Source organism: Calorimonas adulescens, assembly GCF_008274215.1.
Taxonomy (GTDB): Bacteria; Bacillota; Thermoanaerobacteria; order Thermoanaerobacterales; family UBA4877; genus Calorimonas; species Calorimonas adulescens.
The window spans coordinates 152,461-175,907 of the sequence record NZ_VTPS01000003.1; the positions used below are offsets into that span (position 1 = coordinate 152,461).

At 44.0% G+C, this 23,447-nt stretch carries 24 protein-coding genes; 23 read left to right on the forward strand and 1 reads right to left on the reverse strand.

Going from position 1 to position 23,447, the window contains the following annotated elements:
• Positions 1-4: 4 nt before the first annotated feature.
• From FWJ32_RS13825 to dhaM, 19 genes are all read left to right on the forward strand, one after another.
• Positions 5-622 (forward strand): BMC domain-containing protein, encoded by a 618-nt coding sequence (locus FWJ32_RS13825; protein WP_149544559.1) that lies wholly within the window; start codon positions 5-7, stop codon positions 620-622.
• Entirely contained in the window at positions 622-1,272 is a 651-nt protein-coding gene (locus FWJ32_RS03375; protein ID WP_149544560.1) for a phosphate propanoyltransferase, read from the forward strand. The genes FWJ32_RS13825 and FWJ32_RS03375 overlap by 1 nt, the downstream gene beginning before the upstream one ends.
• Positions 1,273-1,277: 5 nt before the next feature.
• Positions 1,278-2,090, forward strand: a complete 813-nt coding sequence (gene eutJ / locus FWJ32_RS03380; RefSeq protein WP_203227561.1) for an ethanolamine utilization protein EutJ — start codon at positions 1,278-1,280, stop codon at positions 2,088-2,090.
• Positions 2,091-2,104: 14 nt separating this feature from the next.
• A complete protein-coding gene (locus tag FWJ32_RS03385; protein ID WP_162523482.1) occupies positions 2,105-2,848 on the forward strand; it encodes a flavoprotein in 744 nt (247 codons plus the stop codon).
• 12 nt (positions 2,849-2,860) lie between these two features.
• Positions 2,861-3,145, forward strand: a complete 285-nt coding sequence (locus FWJ32_RS03390) for a EutN/CcmL family microcompartment protein (protein WP_149544562.1) — start codon at positions 2,861-2,863, stop codon at positions 3,143-3,145.
• A gap of 16 nt (positions 3,146-3,161) precedes the next feature.
• On the forward strand, positions 3,162-4,136 hold the full coding sequence (locus FWJ32_RS03395; protein ID WP_149544563.1) for a cob(I)yrinic acid a,c-diamide adenosyltransferase: 975 nt from the start codon (positions 3,162-3,164) through the stop codon (positions 4,134-4,136).
• Positions 4,120-5,562, forward strand: coding sequence for an aldehyde dehydrogenase family protein (locus FWJ32_RS03400; protein ID WP_149544564.1), 1,443 nt, complete (start codon positions 4,120-4,122; stop codon positions 5,560-5,562). The genes FWJ32_RS03395 and FWJ32_RS03400 overlap by 17 nt, the downstream gene beginning before the upstream one ends.
• Positions 5,563-5,576: 14 nt before the next feature.
• A complete protein-coding gene (locus FWJ32_RS03405; RefSeq protein ID WP_162523483.1) occupies positions 5,577-6,926 on the forward strand; it encodes a 4Fe-4S dicluster domain-containing protein in 1,350 nt (449 codons plus the stop codon).
• A complete protein-coding gene (locus FWJ32_RS03410; protein ID WP_149544566.1) occupies positions 6,923-7,471 on the forward strand; it encodes a BMC domain-containing protein in 549 nt (182 codons plus the stop codon). Before FWJ32_RS03405 ends, FWJ32_RS03410 begins: the two co-directional genes overlap by 4 nt.
• Before the next feature lie 204 nt (positions 7,472-7,675).
• A complete protein-coding gene (locus tag FWJ32_RS03415) occupies positions 7,676-8,242 on the forward strand; it encodes a glycerol-3-phosphate responsive antiterminator (RefSeq protein WP_149544567.1) in 567 nt (188 codons plus the stop codon).
• Positions 8,243-8,334: 92 nt separating this feature from the next.
• Positions 8,335-9,054, forward strand: coding sequence for an MIP/aquaporin family protein (locus tag FWJ32_RS03420; protein WP_149544568.1), 720 nt, complete (start codon positions 8,335-8,337; stop codon positions 9,052-9,054).
• Between the two features lie 23 nt (positions 9,055-9,077).
• The gene (gene glpK, locus FWJ32_RS03425; RefSeq protein WP_149544569.1) at positions 9,078-10,571 is read left to right on the forward strand and encodes a glycerol kinase GlpK; all 1,494 of its coding nucleotides are present in this window, start codon (positions 9,078-9,080) and stop codon (positions 10,569-10,571) included.
• Between the two features lie 130 nt (positions 10,572-10,701).
• Positions 10,702-12,165, forward strand: a complete 1,464-nt coding sequence (locus FWJ32_RS03430; RefSeq protein ID WP_149544570.1) for an NAD(P)/FAD-dependent oxidoreductase — start codon at positions 10,702-10,704, stop codon at positions 12,163-12,165.
• Positions 12,158-13,417 carry an NAD(P)/FAD-dependent oxidoreductase gene (locus FWJ32_RS03435; RefSeq protein WP_149544571.1) on the forward strand — a complete coding sequence of 420 codons (1,260 nt, stop codon included), beginning with the start codon at positions 12,158-12,160 and terminating at the stop codon, positions 13,415-13,417. Before FWJ32_RS03430 ends, FWJ32_RS03435 begins: the two co-directional genes overlap by 8 nt.
• A gap of 5 nt (positions 13,418-13,422) precedes the next feature.
• Positions 13,423-13,782 carry a DUF1667 domain-containing protein gene (locus FWJ32_RS03440; RefSeq protein ID WP_149544572.1) on the forward strand — a complete coding sequence of 120 codons (360 nt, stop codon included), beginning with the start codon at positions 13,423-13,425 and terminating at the stop codon, positions 13,780-13,782.
• A gap of 18 nt (positions 13,783-13,800) precedes the next feature.
• Positions 13,801-15,840 (forward strand): sigma 54-interacting transcriptional regulator, encoded by a 2,040-nt coding sequence (locus FWJ32_RS03445; RefSeq protein WP_149544593.1) that lies wholly within the window; start codon positions 13,801-13,803, stop codon positions 15,838-15,840.
• A gap of 113 nt (positions 15,841-15,953) precedes the next feature.
• Positions 15,954-16,958, forward strand: coding sequence for a dihydroxyacetone kinase subunit DhaK (dhaK, locus tag FWJ32_RS03450; protein ID WP_149544573.1), 1,005 nt, complete (start codon positions 15,954-15,956; stop codon positions 16,956-16,958).
• Between the two features lie 6 nt (positions 16,959-16,964).
• A complete protein-coding gene (gene dhaL / locus FWJ32_RS03455) occupies positions 16,965-17,600 on the forward strand; it encodes a dihydroxyacetone kinase subunit DhaL (protein WP_149544574.1) in 636 nt (211 codons plus the stop codon).
• A gap of 10 nt (positions 17,601-17,610) precedes the next feature.
• Positions 17,611-18,009 carry a dihydroxyacetone kinase phosphoryl donor subunit DhaM gene (dhaM, locus tag FWJ32_RS03460; protein ID WP_149544575.1) on the forward strand — a complete coding sequence of 133 codons (399 nt, stop codon included), beginning with the start codon at positions 17,611-17,613 and terminating at the stop codon, positions 18,007-18,009.
• Positions 18,010-18,319: 310 nt separating this feature from the next.
• On the opposite strand, the gene FWJ32_RS03465 is transcribed toward dhaM, so the two are convergent.
• Positions 18,320-19,009 (reverse strand): rhomboid family intramembrane serine protease, encoded by a 690-nt coding sequence (locus FWJ32_RS03465; RefSeq protein WP_149544576.1) that lies wholly within the window; start codon positions 19,007-19,009, stop codon positions 18,320-18,322.
• Positions 19,010-19,232: 223 nt separating this feature from the next.
• Between FWJ32_RS03465 and FWJ32_RS03470 the strand changes: the two genes are divergently transcribed.
• From FWJ32_RS03470 to FWJ32_RS03485, 4 genes are all read left to right on the forward strand, one after another.
• The gene (locus FWJ32_RS03470; protein ID WP_149544577.1) at positions 19,233-19,871 is read left to right on the forward strand and encodes a methyltransferase domain-containing protein; all 639 of its coding nucleotides are present in this window, start codon (positions 19,233-19,235) and stop codon (positions 19,869-19,871) included.
• Between the two features lie 148 nt (positions 19,872-20,019).
• The gene (locus FWJ32_RS03475) at positions 20,020-21,366 is read left to right on the forward strand and encodes a radical SAM/SPASM domain-containing protein (RefSeq protein WP_149544578.1); all 1,347 of its coding nucleotides are present in this window, start codon (positions 20,020-20,022) and stop codon (positions 21,364-21,366) included.
• Positions 21,363-22,631, forward strand: coding sequence for a thioredoxin-disulfide reductase (gene trxB, locus FWJ32_RS03480; protein WP_149544579.1), 1,269 nt, complete (start codon positions 21,363-21,365; stop codon positions 22,629-22,631). The genes FWJ32_RS03475 and trxB overlap by 4 nt, the downstream gene beginning before the upstream one ends.
• Before the next feature lie 11 nt (positions 22,632-22,642).
• On the forward strand, positions 22,643-23,383 hold the full coding sequence (locus tag FWJ32_RS03485) for a DUF5714 domain-containing protein (RefSeq protein ID WP_149544580.1): 741 nt from the start codon (positions 22,643-22,645) through the stop codon (positions 23,381-23,383).
• The last annotated feature ends 64 nt before the right edge of the window (positions 23,384-23,447 follow it).

Consider the following 23,447-nt stretch of genomic DNA (forward strand, 5'->3'; position numbering starts at 1 on the left):
TTGTATGGATGGAGAAGCCCTCGGATTTATTGAAACTGTGGGACTGGCTGCTGCGATAGAGGCTGCTGATACTGCTTTAAAGACGGCAAATATTGAACTTATAGGCTATGAACTTACCAAGGGTGGCGGTATGGTTACTGTGAAGATAAAAGGAGACGTATCGGCTGTCAACACAGCATTGGTAGCTGCTAAAGCAAATGCTTCAAAGGTTGGCAGGGTGTATGCGACACTTGTCATACCAAGGCCTGGTGATGGAACAGAGATGATGGTAACCACACAGAGCACTGTGGGACTCAAGAGTGACGGGAAAGAAGATACAGTTGCACAGAAGGAAGGGGTTGAAGATAGTCACTCTGTCCAGTCAAGAGAAACTGAGATTAACATGAGTTTGGATAGTACGGGTCTTGATAATAATCAAAGAGAGCAGGAAGAGCAGATAAGCGATATTGAGGATAATAACCCTGTTGAGATAGAAAAAGATATCTTTGTTTTAAAAGATAATGCACCTCAGGCAGGCGAGGTATGCAATATATGCCATGACCCTCTATGCCCACGTAGAAAAGGTCAACCGAGAAATCTCTGCATACACTACAATGAGGTATATAGGGGTGATCATAAATAATGGATATTAAGGATGAGATTATAGACGCAGTGGTGAAGGATGTTATAAGCAGGATTAGAATTAAAGAAGGCGGCAGGGCCATACCTGTGGGTATATCAAACAGACATATACACCTTAACAGAGAGGATATGGATATACTCTTTGGGAAGGGATATGAACTGACAATAAAGAACCATGTGAATCAACCCGGACAATTTGCGGCAAACGAGACGGTCTGCATAGCCGGACCTAAAGGTTGTTTTGAAAGAGTGCGCATCCTTGGCCCTGTGAGAAGATACAGCCAGATAGAGATATCCAGAACAGATGCTTTTACGTTGGGCATAAACCCTCCAGTAAGGGATTCCAACGATTTAAAAGGTTCAGAATCGCTGTGTGTGATTGGGCCTGCAGGTATGAAGGTGTTCGAAGAAAAGGTGATATGTGCTCAGAGGCATATACACATGTCACCGGATGATGCAGATAGGTTTGGTGTTATAAATGGTGATATGGTGGATGTAGAGGCTTTGACTGATAAGGGGATTATATACAGGAATGTGCTCATAAGGGTGGCTGAGAACTTTGCATTGGAGTTTCATATTGACACAGATGAGGCTAATGCGGCAGACCTGAAGAATGGTGATATGGTGAGAATTATAGGTATAAACAGGTGATTAAATTGCTTGATAAGGCCAACCAACTCATAAAGAAGATGGAAGAATGCATAGCAAATCCAATAAAGCCGAATGAAAGTGCTCGTATAAAGGTTGGTGTTGACCTTGGTACGGCCAATATTGTCATTACTGTTTTAAAAGATGATGACACGCCTGTCATTGCGCGAATATATCCTGCAGATGTGGTTAGAGATGGCATAGTTGTGGATTATATTGCTGCGGTTGAGATACTGAGAAAATTAAAACAGGAGATTGAGTCTTTAATCAATGTGAGGCTTGATACAGCGGCTACAGCCATACCGCCCGGTATAATACCCGGAAATGTCAGGGTGATAAAAAATGTTGTAGAGGGTGCGGGATTTGCAGTTAGCAATGTGGTTGATGAGCCTGTGGCTGCATCAAGGGTGCTTGGTATAAAAGATGGTGCTGTTGTAGACATTGGCGGAGGTACTACAGGCATATCAGTACTTAGAGACGGTGTGGCAGTGTATTCTGCTGATGAACCCACAGGTGGCAGGCATATGACGCTGGTTATAGCAGGAGGGTTGGGAGTGACCTATGAAGAAGCAGAAAAAATAAAACTGGATAAGTCTAAACATGATATTGTATTTCCAATGGCCAGGCCTGTGGTAGAAAAGATGAGCAGCATAATATTAAAACACATCCAGGGGTTTGACGTAGAGACCATATATCTGGTGGGAGGTACCTCATGTTTAGATGGCATTGAAAATATTGTGGAGAGCTATACCGGCAAAAGGGTAGTCAAACCTTATAATCCTTTGCTTGTTACGCCTATAGGTATAGCCATAGGCGCCTGAAAGAGGTGTTTATTGTGGAGTTTGAAGAGCGTGTAAAGGAAATTGTTAGAGAGGTAGTAAACAGTATCTTAAATGATAAAAAAAGCAGAAAGGCTCTGCTCTTCATAACAGGAGGAGCTGTAAACATAAATGAGATATTTAATGCACTGTCTGAAATTGATGGATATGCTTACGATGCAGTGATATCGGAATCGGCTAGCAATGTTATTCCTGAGACACTTTTAAACAGTCTGAGGGCTGAGGTTATTACTTCAAAGTCACAGATGACCAGTGTTATAAAAGAGGCAAATATAATTCTCATACCTGTGCTGACAAGAAATACCCTTGCAAAAGCAGCACTTGGAATTTCGGATAATTTGGTGACCCTTGGTATACAGGAAGCTATCATGATGGGCAAAAAAATCGTTGCCGTCAAGGACAGTTGTGACCCCAATGAACCGGTTAATGTTGCATTGGGGTTTACGAAGAATGCTGCATACAATCAGATGCTTCTTGAATACATGAAGAGGTTGGGAAATATGGGTGTTACATTTATACACTCATCTCAGATTAAAGAGTTTATTGGCAGGGCAGCATCAGAAAAAAAAGACGAAGCGGTATTTAAGAAAAAAGAGGTTTCTGGAGTTGTGACAAGGAACGACGTTTCGGTAATGGCTGAGAAGGGCGAACCCCTATATATAAAATATGGTTCTGTGATAACTCCCCTTGCTATGGATTATATTGAGGACAATGGGATTGAAATAAGGTATATAAAATAGAGGAGAGTGAATATGTTTATAGCCAAGGTGATTGGTGATGTCGTATCTACAAAGAAGGATGAGAAATTGATAGGATACAAGCTTTTAATCATTCAGAAATTGAATGTGGATGGACAGTGTGTGGATTATCCAGTGGTTGCCGTAGATATGGTTGGAGCCGGTATTGGTGAGACAGTTTTAGTCATAACGGGCAGTTCTGCCAGATATTCTGCAGGAGAAGACAATGCTCCTATTGATGCATCTATTGTTGGAATTATTGACTATATTGAGATAGACAATGCTGCTACCAATACATGACAGGGGATGATAATTTATGAGCATATATACAAAGACGGGGGATAAGGGTGATACAAGCCTCTTAGGCGGAGATAGAACATCTAAAGCAGACATGAGGGTGTGGGCATATGGTACAGTTGATGAGGCAAACTCAACTCTGGGGCTTGCAAGGAGCCTTATAAGGGAAAAGGAAATTTCAGATATAATACTGGGAATACAAAAGAAACTGTTTGTGGTTGCGGCTGAACTTGCCTCTGTGGGTACCAGAGAGTATAAGAAAAGGATAGTGGAAGAGGATGTCTCAGGGCTGGAGAGGCTGATTGACAGGTTTCAAGAAATGAAGCCAGAACAAAAGGGGTTTGCTGTTCCTGGCGAGACCTGCGAATCGTCAGTTTTAGATATGGCAAGGACTGATATCAGGAGGTCAGAGAGGTATATTGTAGAACTTAAGAAAAATTTTGAGATAAATGAGGACCTTATGAAATATATGAACAGGCTTTCTGATTTAATCTATGTATTGGCCAGGTATTTGGATTTTATAAAGGCGAAGGAAGCCGTTGAACTGAGGGTGCGGTGTATGATGAAAGATAAACTTGACAGAGAGCTGGCTGAGTATATGGTGGGAGAGTGCATTAAAAGAGCTGAGGCTGTGGGTATGCCACCTATGGTAATATGTGTAGTAGACGATGCTGGTAACATAATAGTTATGGAACGAATGGACGGGGCACTCCTGGCCAGCATAAAAATAGCACAGGACAAGGCATACACTTCTGTTGCTTTAAAAATGCCTACCCATGAGTTATATGATTTGGCCAGGCCAGATGGAGAACTCTATGGTATAAACAACATTGCCGGTCTTCTGACATTTGGTGGGGGCTTTCCACTGAAGATAGGGAACATTATGGTTGGCGGTATAGGTGTCAGCGGTGGGACCGTAAATGAGGATATGGAAATAGCGAAATGGGGAATAAAAGTGTTTGAGGAGGCTGTATCTCATGGAACTAAGAAATGATGAAATTTCTGATGTTGTAAGGAGAGTATTGCAAGAATTAAGCAAGAAAGAGATTAAACCAGACGAGAGTGATGGAATATTCAATACGGTGGATGAGGCCGTCGATGCTGCAAGCAAAGCGCAAAGAGAACTCATGGAGATGCCTTTAGAGCAAAGGGAGAAACTCATAGCAGCGATGAGGAAGGCTGTATTGGAGAATGCTATGGAGATTTCGAGATTGACAGTGAGTGAGACAGGTATGGGCAGGGTCAATCACAAGTACTTAAAGTTAAGACTGGTGGCGGAAAAGACGCCGGGCACTGAGGTGCTTAAAACCACTGCCTACACGGGTGATAAAGGCCTTACTCTGGTTGAAATGGCGCCTTATGGGGTTATTGCTGCTATTACCCCATCTACAAATCCACCGGATACTATTGCCTGCAACAGCATTGGCATGGTGGCTGCTGGTAATTCTGTGGTGTTTTCTCCCCATCCGGGGGCTGTAAACTGTTCTTTGCAAATGATAAGGCTGCTAAATAAGGCTATTGTTGAAGCTGGTGGACCCCGTAATATGTTGACCAGTGTAAGAAAACCATCTATAGAAAATACGGATGCCCTTATTAATCACCCAGAGATAAAGCTTGTGGTTGCTACGGGTGGGCCTGGTATTGTTAAAAAGGTACTCTCTTCAGGCAAGAAAGCTATTGGAGCTGGCGCTGGGAATCCTCCAGTGGTTGTAGATGAGACGGCAGATATTAAAAAAGCGGCAAGAGATATAATAGCAGGATGCAGTTTTGACAACAATCTTCCATGCATAGCTGAAAAAGAGGCAATAGTTGTGGGTGATGTATATGATGAGATCATTGAAGAAATGAAAAACAATGGCAATGTATATGAACTCAATGAACATGAGATTGAAAAACTGATGAGGCTTATACTTACCGAGGAACAGCAGGAGGCTACCAGCGGTTGTGATATCGTCCCACGACCACGCAAGTATGGGGTTAACAAGAGATGGGTAGGGAAAGATGCCGCAGTTTTGCTGGAAAACATAGGTGTCAATCCTCCTAAGGGTGTGGAATGTCTTATATGCAGGACAGATAATGACCATCCGTTTGTACAGGAAGAATTGATGATGCCGGTTTTACCAATAGTTAGGGCCAAAGATATAGACCATGCCATTGAACTTGCAGTAAAGGATGAGCATGGCAACCGCCACACCGCGATGATGCATTCAAAAAATGTGGATAATTTGACAAAAATGGCAAGGGTTATAAATACTACAATATTTGTTAAAAATGCACCGTCCTATGCGGGGATAGGGTTTGGTGGCGAGGGCTTCACCACATTCACTATAGCAGGGCCAACAGGTGAAGGCCTTACAAACGCTGCAACATTTACCAGACAAAGGCGCTGTGTAATGGTGGACTCCTTTAGGATAATATGATGGGAGAATGTTATATGGAAGAATGGATTAAAAAAATTAGAGAGGCAGGTATAGTGGGGGCAGGTGGAGCTGGATTCCCCGCATATGCAAAATACAATGCCCATGTCGATACCTTTATAGCGAATGGGGCAGAATGTGAGCCATTGTTAAACACTGATCAGGCCATTATGATGAGGCACCCTCAAGAGGTCGTAATGGCACTGGAAACTGTGGGTAAGAGTATGGGGGCAAAAAACATATATATAGCGATAAAACAGAAGCACCAAGAATGCATTGAAAAAATAGATGGGGCAATTAAGAACCTCTCAGCCAGTGTCATCATATACCCACTCAGGGATTACTATCCGGCAGGAGATGAATTTATGCTGACGTATGAGGTGACCCGCAGGGTAATACCTCCTGCTGGGATACCGCTGAATGTAGGTGTCTGTGTGGCAAATGTCGGCACATTGTATAATGCATACAATGCCATTTTCAATGAAGAACCAGTGACCTATAAATACGTTACTGTAAATGGTGAGGTAGGATCTCCTGGTGTGATATGCGTCCCTATAGGTACAACACTTAGGGATTGCATAGAAAGGGTGGGTGGCGCTACCTTGAAGGACTTCTCGGTAATAGTTGGTGGACCCATGATGGGTAGGATATATCCTGATGGAAAGGAAGCGCTGGACCTTCCAGTAAGAAAAACAACCGGTGGTGTAATTGTGCTTCCAGTTGACCATCCCCTCATATTTAAAAAGACAATTCCAGAGAGCGTTGCTGTTAAACGGGCGAGGGCTGCCTGCATACAGTGCCGCTATTGCAGTGATATGTGCCCGAGAAATCTGCTTGGCCATCAGTTGTATCCACATCTTGTAATGAGAACGGTGTCTAATGTCGAAAATGCGGCAGACATGAGAATGACTCTGCTCTGCTCTGAATGTAATGTATGCGAGCTGTATGCATGTCCTATGGGTATTAACCCAAGGACCATGAACAGCGTATTCAAATCGAAATTGCGAGAAGCAGGGGTTAGATATGATTACAGTGGATATCTATTAAAGGTCAACGATATGATTGATTACAGGAGAGTGCCTGTCTATAGGCTTGTTATGCGTTTAAACCTTGATAGATACAGTCAGGACGTTAAATATTATGGTACTGTGGAGGATATTAAAAGCGTAAAGATAATGCTAAGGGATGGTCCGGGACGCACGGCCAGGCCAATTGTAGCGCAGGGAGATGAGGTGCTCAAAGGGCAGAAAATAGCTGATGTTGACGATGATGCCCTTGGGGTTCCTGTCCACGCTTCAATGGCTGGAACTGTAACTCAGATAACCGATGAGTATATAACAATAGAGAATACGGGGGTGAAAAAATGAAACAGTCCCTCGGTTTGATCGAGTTTACAAGCATTGCAAAGGGTATTGAAACCACAGATTACATGATCAAAGCTGCCAATGTGGAGCTGCTTGTATCTAAAACAATTTGCCCCGGTAAATATATATCGCTGGTGTGCGGCGACGTAGATGCAGTGAATAGTTCGATAAATACAGGGTTAAACATAGCCGGAAACTCAATGGTCGACTACCTGCTTATACCAAATGTCCACCATGATGTCATACCGGCAATAACGGGGAGTGTTCAGGTTGAAACATACGAGGCATTGGGTGTTGTTGAATGTTATACAGTGGCATCGCTGATTATGGGTGCTGATATTGCGGCTAAGGCGAGCAAAATTACACTTATAGAGATCAGGGTTGGAATGGGTATAGGTGGCAAATCATTCTTTACCCTTACCGGTAGAGTCAGTGACGTAATGGACTCTGTCGAGAAAGCGGCGCAATATATCCAAAGCCACGGCTATCTTGTAAACAAGACAGTTATCCCATCGCCACATAGGGATATTTATAAGTTTATCTTATAAGACGTGCGTGCTGCGTCTTATATTTTTACAATCTTTTTTCGCTTTAGTGTGCTCCTTATGTTATCATAGTATATGATAAAAAATATCAGCAATATTATGCCTATGGTAGTTAGTATCATATATCGAAACCGTATGGCCTGTATTTAATGGCCATCTCATCTGGCATGATAATTGCTAGTATTATAGATGGGTGGTAGCCAAAATATGAATGAAATAGTGGAGATCATAAGGAGTTTCCCCATAATAGCAGCCCTGAGGCATTATGAGTATCTGGATGAGGCACTGCATTCACAGGCAAACGTTATTTTTCTGCTTGGTGGTGATATTTTCTCAATCGGTGATGTGGTCAACAAGATTAAGGCACAAGACAAGATTGCTTTTGTCCATGCTGACCTGATAGACGGTCTTGGCCGGGACAGGGTTGCAATGGAGTACATAGCTAAGACAATAAAGCCTGACGGGATTATAAGCACAAGGTCATCCAGCATAAAATATGCGAAGGAGGTAGGGCTTTTCTCTATACAGAGGTTTTTTCTTGTGGATTCCCAGGGGCTTACTACGGGTGTTCATGAGGTAAGGGAATCCATGCCAGATGCGATAGAGGTGTTGCCGGGGATTATACACGATAAAACCGGTATTATTGCATCACAGGTTAGACAGCCTGTTATAGCAGGTGGACTTGTGGAGAAAAAGGATGATGTAATCATGGCATTAAAGGCTGGAGCCATAGCCATATCGACCAGCAAGAGGGAGTTATGGTTTTTGGAGTAGGCCTTAATGATAAATTTACTGCTGGGGGTGGTAAAAAAATTATTTATATGATCCTGCAATATTTTATTAAATTATAAGGGAGGAGAAATGAAATGTCACCAATGACTCAGTATCTGGCAGAATTTTTTGGTACAATGATATTAGTGCTTCTCGGTGATGGCGTTGTTGCAAACGTTGTCTTAAATAAGTCAAAAGGTCAAAATAGTGGGTGGATTGTAATAACAGCAGGATGGGGTTTTGCAGTTGCAGTTGCGGCATACATCACAGGCTGGGTAAGCGGAGCCCATCTTAATCCGGCAGTGACGATAGGGTTGGCTGCAATTGGAAAATTTTCATGGAGCCTGGTGCCCGGCTATATAGTGGCCCAGGTGGCTGGTGCTTTTGTCGGCGCAGTCCTGGTATATATTATGTATATGGACCACTTTGCTGCTACTGATGATCCTGGTTCAAAACTGGGAGTCTTTTCGACAATTCCTGCTATAAGAAATATACCAGTTAACTTCATTTCAGAGGTAATAGGCACTGCAATGCTTGTCATCGGAATACTTGGTATAACCAATTCCAATACAAATGTAGGCTCATTAGGGACATTGCTGGTTGGACTTTTGGTATTCAGCATAGGTCTATCTCTTGGAGGACCCACTGGATATGCTATTAATCCGGCAAGAGACCTTGGACCAAGAATAGCCCATGCCATTCTTCCTATACCGGGCAAGGGAAGTTCAGATTGGGGGTATGGTTTGATAGTACCAATCTTTGGACCTGTAATAGGCGGAATTCTGGGCGCTTTCATATATCAGATGTTTATATAAATTAATTGATTGGGGGAATTTTGATGGCAAGGTATGTAATGGCTTTGGATCAAGGGACTACCAGTTCCAGGGCTATTCTGTTTGACCACAGCGGCAGGATAGTAAGTGTTGCAAACAAGGAGTTTACGCAGATTTATCCCAAGCCGGGCTGGGTGGAGCATGACCCCATGGAGATCTGGGGTTCTCAGATAGGTGTTGCCCAGGAAGCGATAAGAAAAGCCGGTGTGGACCCATCTGATATAGCTGCTATAGGCATTACCAATCAGAGAGAGACGACCATAGTATGGGATAAGAATACTGGTAAACCGATCTATAATGCTATTGTATGGCAGTGCAGGAGGACTGCAGCTATATGCGATGCTTTGAAGGCCTCTGGGTTTGACAAGAAAATTACTGAGAAGACAGGTCTGATAGTGGATGCGTATTTTTCGGGAACTAAAATAAAATGGATACTGGACAATGTGGAAGGTGCCAGAGAGAAGGCGGAAAAGGGCGAGCTTTTGTTTGGAAATGTTGATTCCTGGTTAATCTGGAACCTCACAGGCGGTAAGGTGCATGTAACAGACTACTCCAATGCTTCCAGGACAATGCTCTTTAATATCCATGAGCTCAAATGGGATCAGGATATATTAAAGGAATTGAACATACCTGAGAAGATGCTCCCCACACCTATGCCGTCCAGCCATGTATACGGTGTGACGGACAAGGAACTGTTTGGTGTGGAGATACCAATTGCCGGAGCTGCCGGTGACCAGCAGGCAGCGCTGTTTGGCCAGGCCTGCTACAAACCTGGCATGGCAAAGAACACCTATGGCACGGGCTGCTTCATGCTGATGAATACAGGTGAGAAGGCTGTACCGTCTCACAATGGCCTTTTAACAACCATAGCCTGGGGGATTGACGGAAAGGTGGAGTATGCCCTTGAAGGGAGCATATTTATAGCTGGCGCAGCTATACAGTGGCTTAGAGATGAGCTGAGGATAATAGACAATTCTCCTCAGAGTGAGGAGTATGCTACAAAGGTAGAGGATACAGCAGGTGTGTATGTTGTCCCTGCATTTGTCGGTCTTGGGGCACCGTACTGGGATATGTATGCCAGAGGGACGATTGTGGGCCTCACCAGGGGTGCCAAGAGGGAGCATCTCATCAGGGCTACATTGGAATCGCTTGCCTATCAGACCAGGGATGTCTTAGAGGCTATGCAGGAAGACTCAGGTATTAATCTTGCTGCCCTAAAGGTAGATGGCGGCGCATGTGCAAACAATTTCCTCATGCAGTTCCAGGCCGATATACTGGGGGTACCTGTTGACAGGCCTCAGGTAATAGAGACAACAGCTTTAGGGGCAGCATATCTTGCCGGCCTGGCCACAGGTTTTTGGAAAGACAAGGACGAGATAGCAGCCAACTGGAACGTGGATAGGCAGTTTAAACCATCCATGGATGAAGAGAAGAAAGAAAAACTCTATAAAGGTTGGAAAAAAGCTGTAGAAAGGTCCTTGAACTGGGCAGAGGAATAGTGTATAATAAAAGCAAATAAAATATTTATAATTGGCGGAGAACTGGAGAGCCATACCTGATGGCCTTGACAAAAGGCGTGTTCAGGTATGGCTCTTTTCTTTGCATATTATTTAACAAGGAGGGCTACCGATGTATGATGTCTTAATTATTGGTGGCGGGGTCACTGGCTCAGCAATAGCCCGTGAAATGTCAAGGTATAAGCTGAATATCTGCCTTCTTGAAAAGGAGGAGGATGTATGCACGGGTACCAGCAAAGCCAACAGCGCCATTATCCACGCAGGCTATGACCCTGAGCCCGGCACATTGAAGGCCAGGCTGAATGTCAGGGGAAATGCAATGTTTGATGAACTATGTGAAAATCTTGACATACCATTTAAACGTAATGGTTCTCTGGTGGTTGCATTTTCTGAGGAAGAGATGAAAAAGGTAAGAGACCTGTATGACAGAGGTATAAAAAATGGCGTTCCTGATATGGAGATAATAGACAGGGAAAGGTTGAAGAAGCTGGAGCCAAATATCAGCGACGATGCAATAGGTGCACTTTATGCCAGAACGGCAGGCGTGATATGTCCATTCACCCTTACTATTGCCATGGCTGAAAACGCTGCCATGAACGGCGTGGAGTTTTTCTTTAACAGCCCTGTTACCGGTATAGATAAACATGAAGGGTATTTCACAGTCCATACGCCGGATAACGTTTTTGAGGCAAGGTATGTGATAAATGCTGCAGGTCTATATGCCGATGAGATAAACAATATGGTTGGTGGAGAACCATTTAAGATTCGCCCCCGCAAGGGAGAGTATCTTATACTGGATAAGGTTGAGGGGGATGTTGCCCATACAGTGATCTTTCAGGTGCCTACAAAGATGGGCAAGGGTATACTTGTGACCCCGACAGTCCACGGCAACCTCATGCTTGGCCCTACTGCCGAGGATATTGAAGATAAGGAGTTCAGGGAAACTACTCCAGAGGGAATTCAAAAGGCAATAGAGGGTGCTATGAAGACTACCAGGGCATTTAACCTAAGAAATGTAATAACTACATTTACAGGTGTGCGGCCGGTGCCGGATACAGAAGACTTTATAATAGGTGAGTCAAAACTTGTGCCCGGGTTTATAAATGCTTCCGGTATTGAATCTCCAGGTCTTACATCGGCCCCTGCAATAGCTGAGATGGTAGTGGACATAGTAAAAGAAGCTGGACTTCATATGGAAGAAAAGCCGGACTTTAACCCGAAAAGGAGACCGGTCATAAGGTTTAATGAACTTACTGATGAAGAGAAAAAAGAGGTCATAAAGCAAAACCCTGCCTACGGCCATGTTATATGCCGTTGTGAGACCATAACAGAGGGTGAGATAATTGATGCCATAAGGAGGCCTGTGGGAGCGCGCTCCTTAGACGGTATAAAACGCAGGACCAGGGCTCAGACGGGAAGATGTCAGGCCGGTTTTTGCACCCCCAGGGTTGCGGAAATACTGGCAAGAGAACTCAATATGACACTGAGTGACGTGACTAAATTTGGGGGCAATTCTAAACTGCTCCTTTACAGAGTTAAGGAGCTTTTAAAAGAGGATGGTGAAAAAAATGTATAGGAGCATCGTTGTGATAGGCGGCGGCCCGGCTGGTCTTGGAGCTGCAGTAGAGGCAAAGAAACTTGGTATAGATGATGTGCTTATACTGGAGAGGGATAGGGAACTGGGCGGTATTTTAAACCAGTGCATACACAATGGATTTGGCCTTCAAGAGTTCAATGAGGAGCTTACAGGCCCAGAGTATGCCGACAGGTTTATAAAACAGGTAAAAGAGCTGGGCATTGAGTATAAACTGGATACAATGGTACTGGATATCACTCCAGACAGAAAGATTACGGCTGTAAACAGCCACGATGGCCTTATTGAGATAGAGGCAGGTGCTGTAATACTGGCCATGGGCTGCAGGGAAAGGCCAAGGGGTGCAATAAACATACCTGGGAGCAGGCCTGCAGGAATATTTACCGCAGGGACAGCCCAGAGGTTTGCCAACATGGAGGGTTATCTTCCTGGTAAGGAGGTGGTTATCCTTGGCTCCGGCGATATAGGGCTTATTATGGCCAGGCGGTTTACGCTGGAAGGGGCCAAGGTAAAGGCCGTATGCGAGATAATGCCATATTCCAGCGGTCTTAAAAGAAATATAGTCCAGTGCCTTGACGATTTTGGGATACCTCTGCTGCTTCGCCACACTGTAGTCAGGATTCATGGGAAGGATAGGGTTGAAGGCGTTACCATTGCTGAGGTAGATGACAAAAAAGAACCCATACCCGGTACGGAAAAGTATATCCCATGTGATACTCTGTTGCTTTCGGTGGGCCTTATTCCAGAAAACGAGCTTTCAAAAAAGGCTGGTGTAATATTGGATAAAAATACAGGCGGCGCTTATGTATGGGATGACAGGGAGACCACAACACCAGGCATCTTTGCATGTGGCAATGTGCTTCAGGTACACGACTTAGTGGATAACGTCACAGATGAGAGCCGCATAGCAGCCCACGGTGCAGTCAGGTTTTTAAAAGAGGGTGAAAAGACCGAACCCCAGCCCATAAATATAAATCCTGGTGATGGTGTAAGGTATGTTGTGCCACAGAGAGTGAAAAAGAGCAGGGTAGAGGGTGCCTTCAAGATGTTTTTAAGGGTAACGGATGTATATGAAAATGCAAAGCTGGTGGTTGACTCCGACAAGGGAAGGCTTTTTGCAATAAATAAAAGGCGGTTGTCTCCAGGTGAGATGGAGTATATAAATGTGACACAGAGGCTTTTAAACCGCTTCCCTGATATCAGAGAGATTACTATAAAGGTCGAAAGGGGGTAGGACCAATGCAGGAAAGGTATATTACATGTATTCTCTGCCCTCAGGGGTGCAACCTGAAGGTCCAGATCGATGACGGGAAGATAGTCTCAGTAAAAAATAACGGATGCGAGAAAGGGCCGGGATACGCAAACGACGAGGTGTTTCATCCTACAAGGGTCCTCACTACGACAGTAAGGATAAGGAAAGCTAAGCTGCCGCTCCTCCCTGTAAGAACAAAGAGACCTATACCGAAGGGAAAGATTTTTGAGGCGATGAAGGTTCTTGCAGGGATAGAGGTTGAAGCACCGGTGACTGTTGGGCAGGTGATATACTCAAATATATTGGACACAGGTGTTGACGTGGTTGCAACAAGAGATATGAATTAATAAAAAGTGGTGAGATATATGTATTCCTCCAGATATATTCAGATTAAAAATCCTCTTGGGTTTCATACAAGAGCGGCAGCAATGATTTCACAGAAGGCCGGTCAAATGGAAAGGACGTATGGGGCCAGGCTATATATAAGCCTTGAGGGCAGCGGCAATCGTCTGCCCATGTCCAGCTTTTTGGCCATGCTTTCTACGCCCGTCAGAGATGGAGACAGGATTGAGGTCATGGTAGATGGCGACGAACCTGAAAAGGTGCTGGATGAGATGACTAAATTTATTGAATCCTGTTTTGAGGCCGAAGATGCCATGCAGATAGACAGCCTTTTGCAGGAGGCCTCGGTAACCTATGAAAGGATATTTGAGAATGTGCCCAGCGGTATAGTTGTATTGGATATGAATGGGGTGATTACATTATTCAATAAGGCAGCAGAGAGGATATCTGGCTTATCTGCTGACATGGTTATAGGTATGAGCTATAAGACTGTACTTCCCAACTGGCCCCTGGAGGAGGTTTATGCCGAGGGAAAGACATATATGGGGATGAGATTGGAACTGAATGGCGCTGCTGTCCTTGTTAATATTTCACCTATATTTTCAACGAGCAGGATGATAGGCATAGTGTCCATTTTACAGGATATGCGGGAGATAGATAAGCTGTCCAATGAGCTCGACTCCGTCAAGGAGATGGAAAACAGGTATCATAACATGCTGGAGTCTGTGCATGATGGGATATGTCTGGTAGATAGTGATGGAATAATTGCTTACGTAAACCCTGCATATGAACGTATAACAGGGGAAAGGTATGATGAGCTTATTGGGAAGTCAGTTTACGATGTTTCACCTGGGGGTGCCAGGGCGACCGCATTGAGGTTAAGAAAGCCGATCCTTGGGGTGATTGGGACAAAGCCTAATGGTGTGAGATATGTGGCGGACCTTAACCCGATTTTTTATGGGGATAGATTTATGGGTGTTGTTTCAGTCATTAAAGAGGTGACTGAGATACAGGATCTTACCAATAGATTAAACGAGGAAAAGGCAAGGGCAGAGTATCTTGAACAGGAATTAAAAAGGAGTCAGAAGCTGGATGAAGCCTTTAATATCATCGTTGGAAAAAACGGAAAATTAAAGGAGGCACTGTCTATTGCATCAAAGGCTGCAGCAGCTGATGCGACGGTACTCATAAGAGGAGAGAGCGGTACGGGTAAGGAACTGGTTGCTAGGGCCATACACTTTGCCAGTAAACGAAAGGATAAGCCTTTTATTAGGGTAAACTGTGCTGCCATACCGTCCAATCTTCTTGAGAGTGAACTCTTTGGTTATGAGCGTGGCGCCTTTACAGGTGCGGTAAATCAAAAACCGGGGAAATTTGAACTGGCTAATGGTGGAACAATATTCTTGGATGAGATTGGGGATCTCCCGCCGGACATGCAGGTAAAGCTTTTAAGGGTTATAGAGGAAAAGGAGTTTGAAAGGGTTGGGGGCATAACAACTATAAAGGTAAATGTCAGGATAATAGCTGCTACTAACCGACATCTGGAGGACATGATAAAGAACAATACCTTTAGGGAGGACCTGTATTACAGGCTTAATGTTGTCCCTATTTTTCTCCCGTCGCTTCGGGAGAGAAAGGATGACATACCTGTTCTTGTAGAACATTTTTTAAACGAAATGAATAAGAAGATGGGGAAAAACATCAAATATGTAACAAATGAGGCCATGAAAGCGCTTGTAAGATATGAATGGCCTGGAAACATCCGGGAGCTTCAAAATATTATGGAGAGATGCATTATAATGACAGATAAAGACTTTATAGATATGGATGACCTGCCCATGTATATAGTTGGTTATAAACCTGAAAACAGTACGCTGATTAATTTTGATGGTGGTGATCTGGCTACAATGGAGGAATATGAGGAAGAGATAATCAGGTTAGCCCTGAAAAAATATGGAAGTTTTAACAAAGCTGGTAAGGCTCTGGGGCTTACACATAAGACCGTTGCCGCAAAGGCCAGAAAATATGGTATTGTAGATAGTAATGAGCAGGATTTGAAATAGCTTGATACTTTTTATCAACAGGCTTTTTTTAAAAAAGCCTGTTTTTCTATTTTGGAGTTGGTATGAATTTTGCTAATATATAGGGTGAAAAATATAAACGAAGGAGGTCAACCATGAAAAAGTTAATCAATGATCCAAATACGGTTGTTGAAGAAATGATGGAGGGTATAGTGCAGGCGTATCCTCAGTATGTAAGAAAATTGGAAGGCTTTAACGTACTTGTAAGAGCCGATGCCCCGGTGAACGGGAAAGTAGCACTGGTGAGTGGCGGAGGCAGTGGCCATGAACCGGCTCACGGCGGCTATGTGGGCAAAGGTATGCTGGACGGAGCAGTGGCAGGTGCTGTGTTTACATCACCAACTCCGGATGCCATTTATGAGGCTATTAAAGCCGTGAATGGTGGAGCAGGTGTACTTCTTGTGGTGAAGAACTATACCGGAGACGTAATGAACTTTGATATGGCCAAAGAGATGGCAGAGATGGATGGAATAAAGGTTGACAGTGTAGTGGTAAATGACGACGTGGCGGTTGAAAACAGCACCTGGACCACTGGCAGGAGGGGCATAGCAGGTACTGTATTTGTACACAAGATAGCCGGCGCTGCTGCAGACAAAGGGATGACATTAGAAGAGGTTAAGAGAGTTGGGGAAAAGGTTATTGCCAACGTCAGGTCTATGGGTATGGCACTCACCCCTTGTACAGTTCCAGCTGCAGGGAAACCCAGCTTTACCCTGGCAGAGAATGAGATGGAGATAGGCATAGGTATCCACGGGGAACCTGGCACCCATAGGGAAAGTGTTAAAGCGGCAGATGAGATAGCAGATGAGCTATTAAATAAAATTTTAGCGGATCTGCCATATGAGTCAGGCGACGAAGTGGCTGTGATGGTAAACGGTATGGGTGGCACACCTCTTATGGAGCTTTTTGTCATTAACAGGCATGTGGCATCGGTTTTAAAGGAAAAGGGTATCAAGGTCTACAGGACATTTGTTGGGGAATATATGACTTCTTTAGAGATGCAGGGAGCTTCTATCACACTCTTGAAACTGGATGATGAATTAAAGGGACTTCTTGATGCTCCAAGTGATACGATTGCATTTAAAGACTTTGGGAGGTAAGTTTAAATGACTATTAATAGCGCCATTGTTATCGACATAATAAAATCTATAGCAAAAACACTGGCAGAGAATAAAGAATATCTTACAGAACTGGATTCCGCCATAGGTGATGCGGACCATGGGATAAACATGGACAGGGGTTTTAATACTGTGTTGACAAAATTACCGTCTTTGGAGGGTAAGGATATTGGCACAATATTGAAAACAGTGGGTATGACCTTGGTATCCACAGTGGGCGGTGCTTCAGGACCACTATATGGTACGGCGTTCATGCGGGCTGGCCAGGCCGTTGCTGGGAAAAATGAGATAGATGAGAAAGATATTCTCACCATATTTGAGGCCGCACTGCAGGGCATAAAAGAGCGCGGCAAGGCGGTAGCCGGGGAAAAGACCATGATAGATGCCTTAGAGCCGGCTTTGAAATCATACAGGGATGCTGTAGATAACAATATCGGCCTGGCCGAGGCCTTGAACAGGGCTGTAGACGCAGCCAAGGAGGGCATGGAATATACTAAGAATATAATCGCCACAAAGGGTAGGGCCAGCTACTTGGGTGAGAGGAGTATAGGTCATCAGGACCCCGGTGCCACATCCAGCTATCTTTTGCTGCAGGCAGCAGCAAGGGTAGTGAACTCGCTTTAGGAGGCAATATATGATAGGATTGGTTATTGTTTCACACAGCAGAAAACTGGCTGAAGGTCTGTGTGAGCTTACAAATCAACTTTCTCAAGGAAAAGTAAAAATATTGCCGGCTGGAGGAATGGAAGACGGCAGTCTGGGCACTGATGCCACGAGAATAATGGATGCAATACAGGAGGCTGACAGCGGCGATGGTGTCCTTATCATTGCAGACCTGGGGAGTGCCATACTGAGTTCAGATATGGCCATCGAGATGCTGGATGAAAATAAGAAAAGCAAGATAGTAATTGCCGATGCCCCATTTGTGGAAGGTGGAGTAGCCGCAGCTGTAGAGGCCTCTCTGGGAAGTGACCTCAATAAAGTCAAAGAGGCAGCTGAAGGTGCAAAAGAATTAAAAAAGATATTTAAATAGACATGGGAGGTCCATAGGACCTCTCATATCTATTTTTAACTGGTTAGAGTTAAATTGCAAACTCTATACGCTGTATAGCCCCGGCAGCACCATTTTCCTTTAATATATATCCCGGCTTTCATTACACTTCCATCAATATAGTTTTCTTTGCTTTTTAACCAAATAGGCTGTATCTACTGTCTTTTCTGCCTACAAGAGTTATACGCTAACAAATGTCTGTAATCAATTCTCCTTTTGTTAATCATCCGGTTTTATATAAAGCAATAGGTTTTTATATTTTTCTATAGCTGTCACATACAAGACCTGTATATTATCTCCAGTACCGTTTATTCTCAAAGTAACCATGACATACAGCACCAAAGATAAAACCACCTACATGTGCCCACCATGCCACTCCGGATACGGCCCCTCCTCCAGCCAGTGTCTGGATTGTACCTGAGTATAGCTGGGAGAGGAACCAGAACAAAAGATATACAACAGCAGGTATGTGGACGATGATGGGTATAATAAATATGGATGGCACTAAAGTCAATATCCTTGCACCAGGATAAAGTATAAAATATGCCCCCATGACCCCGGCAATGGCACCTGATGCACCAACAGTTGGATAAGGTGACAGGGGATTGAATAAAAAATGGATGATTCCAGCTATAACGCCGCTCAAAATATAAAATAAGAGAAACTTAAAATGTCCCATCCTGTCTTCTACATTATCTCCAAAGAGCCACAGTACCCACATGTTACTTATCAGATGAAAAAATCCACCGTGCAGAAATATACTGGTGATGAAAGGATAGAAATCGTTGAGGGCTATAGGTCCCCCATTCCTGAGCAGCTTTGAGTAATATGCGGGTATCATACCATACTGGTAGACAAATTCATTAAACTGAACATCAGGTGAGAGTATGGAATAGAGAAATACTGCAGTATTTATAAATATCAACAATACAGTGACAAAAGGCCATCTCCTGCTTCGGATTTCATCTCTCAATGGTAACATTTAAGCACCGCCTTTATATTAGTTAACATATATTAATTATAACATGGGTTTACCCTGTTATACATATAATTATGGGCCTTGGACAAGAAATTTGAAGACATTCCATTTAACAAGTAATTTAACGATGTTAACCTTCAATGGATATTTACAAATCAATGAGGGTGTGGTATTATTTTTTTATAACATACCCCCTATACCATAGGGGTGTAAGTGAGGTGATAGCTTGGATCTGAAATACAGTGTAATTGGAAGATACGAAAAAGAGGCTGAAGGCAACGATAACCTGAGCTGTGGAGGGAAAAACATAGAACTGGCAGAGCTTAAAAAGGGTGAATCTATCCTTGACATAGGGTGTGGCAGGGGTATGGATATTCTGAATGCGGCGAGGGCAATAGGTGAAAGTGGTTATGCTGTCGGCATAGACGTTACCCCGGCCATGGTGAAAGCGGCCAGTGAGAACATGAAGAAAAGCGGGGTTAGGAATGTTTCATTTATACTGGCTGAGGCAGAAAATTTACCATTTGAAGATGAGAGGTTTGACGTGGTTATAAGTGACTGTGTCATAAATCATTCAAGGGATAAGGATAGGGTGTATCGAGAGATTTACAGAGTTTTAAAACCAGGGGGCAGGATTGTCATATCCGATGTGGTCTCTTTGGAAGAACTTCCCGATGAGATAGTGAATGACCCTGAAGAATGGGCAGACTGCTTTGGGGGTGCCATACCAGGGGATAGGTATATAAGCATCATAAGAGATGCGGGATTTGAGGACATTGAGTATTTAAAGAGGAGAGAGTATCTGAAAAAGGGATATATGGTGGCGAGCATAACTATAAGAGCCTGTAAAGGAGGTGAACATTGATGAAGGCAGTGACAAAAAAGAAAAATGATTGCTGCAACGTACAGTCTAAGGGAGTAGCTCAGTGCTGCTCCAAGACTTCCAAACTGGTTGTTGGATGTCATGATTAACCAATGTGGCGGGTATACCGCCACATCCATGGGGGGATTTGATGTATTTTAGCAGATACAATATTATAGTGCCTTTTGAGGATAAATATGCCATAATAAATCCACTTTCGGGCAGTTTTGATGTGGCATCACAAAATGAGATAGAGAGGCTTAGAAAACCAGGTAAGCTGATGGACGATCTTGACCTGCTGGACTATGGCATATCCCGGGGGTATATCTATGAGAGTAAAGAGGATGAAGATGTAAGGGTAGAAGATGCGTATAGGGAATTTCTGAATATAATGGAGACAAGTCAGACGCAGATACTGCTTATACCAACCTATGGCTGCAACTTCTCATGTATATACTGCTATGAGAGAGGAATACCAGGAAGGCATGATGTCATATCAAAAGAGGCTGTGGATGCCTTTTTTTATGATATCGAGGAAAGACTGAGGGATGAAAAGGTAAGGCCATATATCACCCTTTTTGGCGGAGAACCTTTTATTAACTCGGCACATCAGAAGGAGGCCATATCATATATAGTGTATAATGCTGCCAAAAAGGGATATGAAATAGCCGCAGTGACAAACGGCTATGACCTGATGGATTATACGGATATTATAAAGAGGGCAGATATTAAGGAGATACAGGTAACCTTAGACGGCCCGCCTGAGGTGCATAACAAAAGGCGCAGGCTTATAGGAGGGAAGGACAGCTTTGGAAGGATAATTGAGGGTATGCACGCCCTTATTGAAGCGAAAATTCCGGTCAATCTCCGTGTGGTGGTGGATAGGGATAACTATGACAGCCTGCCTGAGCTCGCTAAAATACTGGATAGGGAAGGGTTTTTAGACCTTCCTGATGAGATATTTAAGACACAGATAGGCAGAAACTATGAGCTCTTTGAGTGTTCATTAAACCACGGGAGCCTTATAACACAGGCTGAGCAGTGGGCATATTTCGAGAGGCTCTCCAGAGATTATCCGATACTCAGAAAATTTCATAAACCTGACTTCAAGGGGATAAGGAATGCCATTCTCACAGGCTCTATGTATTCGCCGACCTTTGACACCTGCCCGGCTGGTAAGAAGGAGTGGGTGTATGACCTCTATGGCGATATATACGGCTGCACAGCAAGCTGCGGCAGAAAAGACTACAGGCTCGGCACATATTATCCGGAAAGGAAGATATATGAGGATAGGTTGAGACCATGGAGAGAGCGAAATGTGCTTAACATAAAGGAATGCAGGGAGTGCCCTGTAAGTCTGGTGTGTGGAGGGGGATGCGGTGTGGTGGCCAATGAAAAGAATGGCAGCATATTATCTCCGGCCTGCCACGATATAGGGTCTATATTTGAAAGCGGTATCAAGTATTATAGTGAAGATATAAGGGAGGCGTTACAATGATTAGAGAGGTAAATGCGGACAATTATGAAGAGGTAGTATTAAAATCCAGGAGGCCGGTAATTGTGGACTTTTATTCCACTGACTGCCCTCCGTGCAATCAACTGGAGCCAATCTATGAGAGGCTCGCTGAAACCTATGGGGAATACATGGATTTCATTAAAATTTACAGGCAGGGTAACAGGGAATTTGCAAAGAGCCTTGGTGTCACAGGCAGTCCCACTGTACTGTTTTATAGGGATGGCAAAGAGGTAAGGGAGAGGTTAAATGGATACCTGACGAAGCCGGAGGTACGCAAGGCCATAGAACAGGTTATAGGATTTTCCATCATGGATAGGGAACCAGAAAGGGTAGAGTGCGATGTGCTGGTCCTTGGTGGTGGACCTGCAGGTCTTACAGCAGCGCTCTATGCCTCACGGGCAAAGCTAGATACTGTGGTCGTGGATGAGGGGGTGACAGGTGGCCAGGCCGCCAACACATACTATATTGAAAACTACCCTGGTACCAGCGGTTCAATTGAAGGGAAAACCCTTATGAAGAATATGAGAGAGCAGGCTGAATCCTTTGGTGCAGTTATCGATGACCTCAAGGAGATAATTGAGATAAAACTCACTGATACAGAGAAGTATGTAAGGACAGAGGATAAGATATATTTTCCGAAGGCAGTGGTACTGGCAATGGGTGCACAGCCGAGAAAACTTCCTGCAGAGAATGAGGATGTATTCAGGGGTAAGGGTATACATTACTGTGCCATATGCGATGGTTCCATGTATGAGGGAAAACATGTTGCTGTAATTGGTGGCGGCAATTCAGCCATTCAGGAGACACTCTATCTATCCAACATTGCAGATAAGATAACCATAATTCATGAGTTTGACAACCTGCAGGCCTCCAAGGTGCTTCAGGACAAGGTATTTAATAATCCCAAGGTCAACTTTATCTGGGAGTCCCATGTAACAAAAGCTGAGGGCAATGAGATGCTAAAGAGGCTTTTCTATAAAAACCTGAAGACAGGAGAGGTTAGCAGCATAGATGTTGACGGGGCTTTTGTATATATTGGCTTATCACCAAAGACGGATATCTTAAATGGCCAGGTTGAGATAAATCAGTATGGATATGTAAAAACAGATGAAGACCTCATGACGAGCGTAAAAGGCGTATTTGCTGCAGGGGATATAAGGGACAAAAAGGTAAGACAGGTAGCTACTGCAGTGGGTGATGGCGCTACCGTCGGTGTAAATGTCGAGAGGTACTTATCTGGGATATAGGGGCGATGACAATGGGATGCTGCAATACCGAAATGGAAACGGGGTGTTTGATATGTGGAAAGGACTTAGTTTATCTGGAAAAGCCGGTATTGAAAAAATGCGAGATGTGTGGCAGAGAAGAACTAACTCATGCCCACTGTACGGATGGGCATTACGTCTGCGACGACTGTCACAGCAAAGATGGCATAGAGGTAATTAAGGAATACTGTCTTAGTACTAACCTGAAAGACCCAATGGAAATAGCGGAAAATATAATGAAAGACCCAAGGATACCCATGCATGGCCCTGAACACCATGCTCTGGTGCCCGCTGTTATAGTGACAGCATATAAAAATCTAACCGGAAAAGCAGATGATGAGGATATAATAGAAGCGCTGGAAAGGGGAAGGCAGATACCCGGCGGCGCATGCGGCTATTATGGGGCATGCGGAGCAGGGGTAGGTGTTGGCGCAGCTATAAGCGTCATATTTAAAGCCACGCCCATGACACCTCTCAAGAGGTCGAAGGCACACCTGGCTGTTGCTAAGGCCTTAGAAGAGATAGGGAAGGCTGGCGGTGCCAGGTGCTGCAAGAGATGCACCAGACTCTCTATAGAGGCGGCAAAGGGATTTTTCAAAGAGGAATTCAATGTGGTCTTCCCAGATGATTACGATGTAGATACATGTGAGTATACGAAGGTCAACAGAGAATGCCTCTATAAATGTAAATACAGAAGCAGAAGGGAGTGTCGCAAAACACTATTTAAGTGTTAGCGGCACTCCCCTTTTTTGGATAAAAAATAAAAAACAGCTTCAAAATTTTAAAGGGAATATGGGC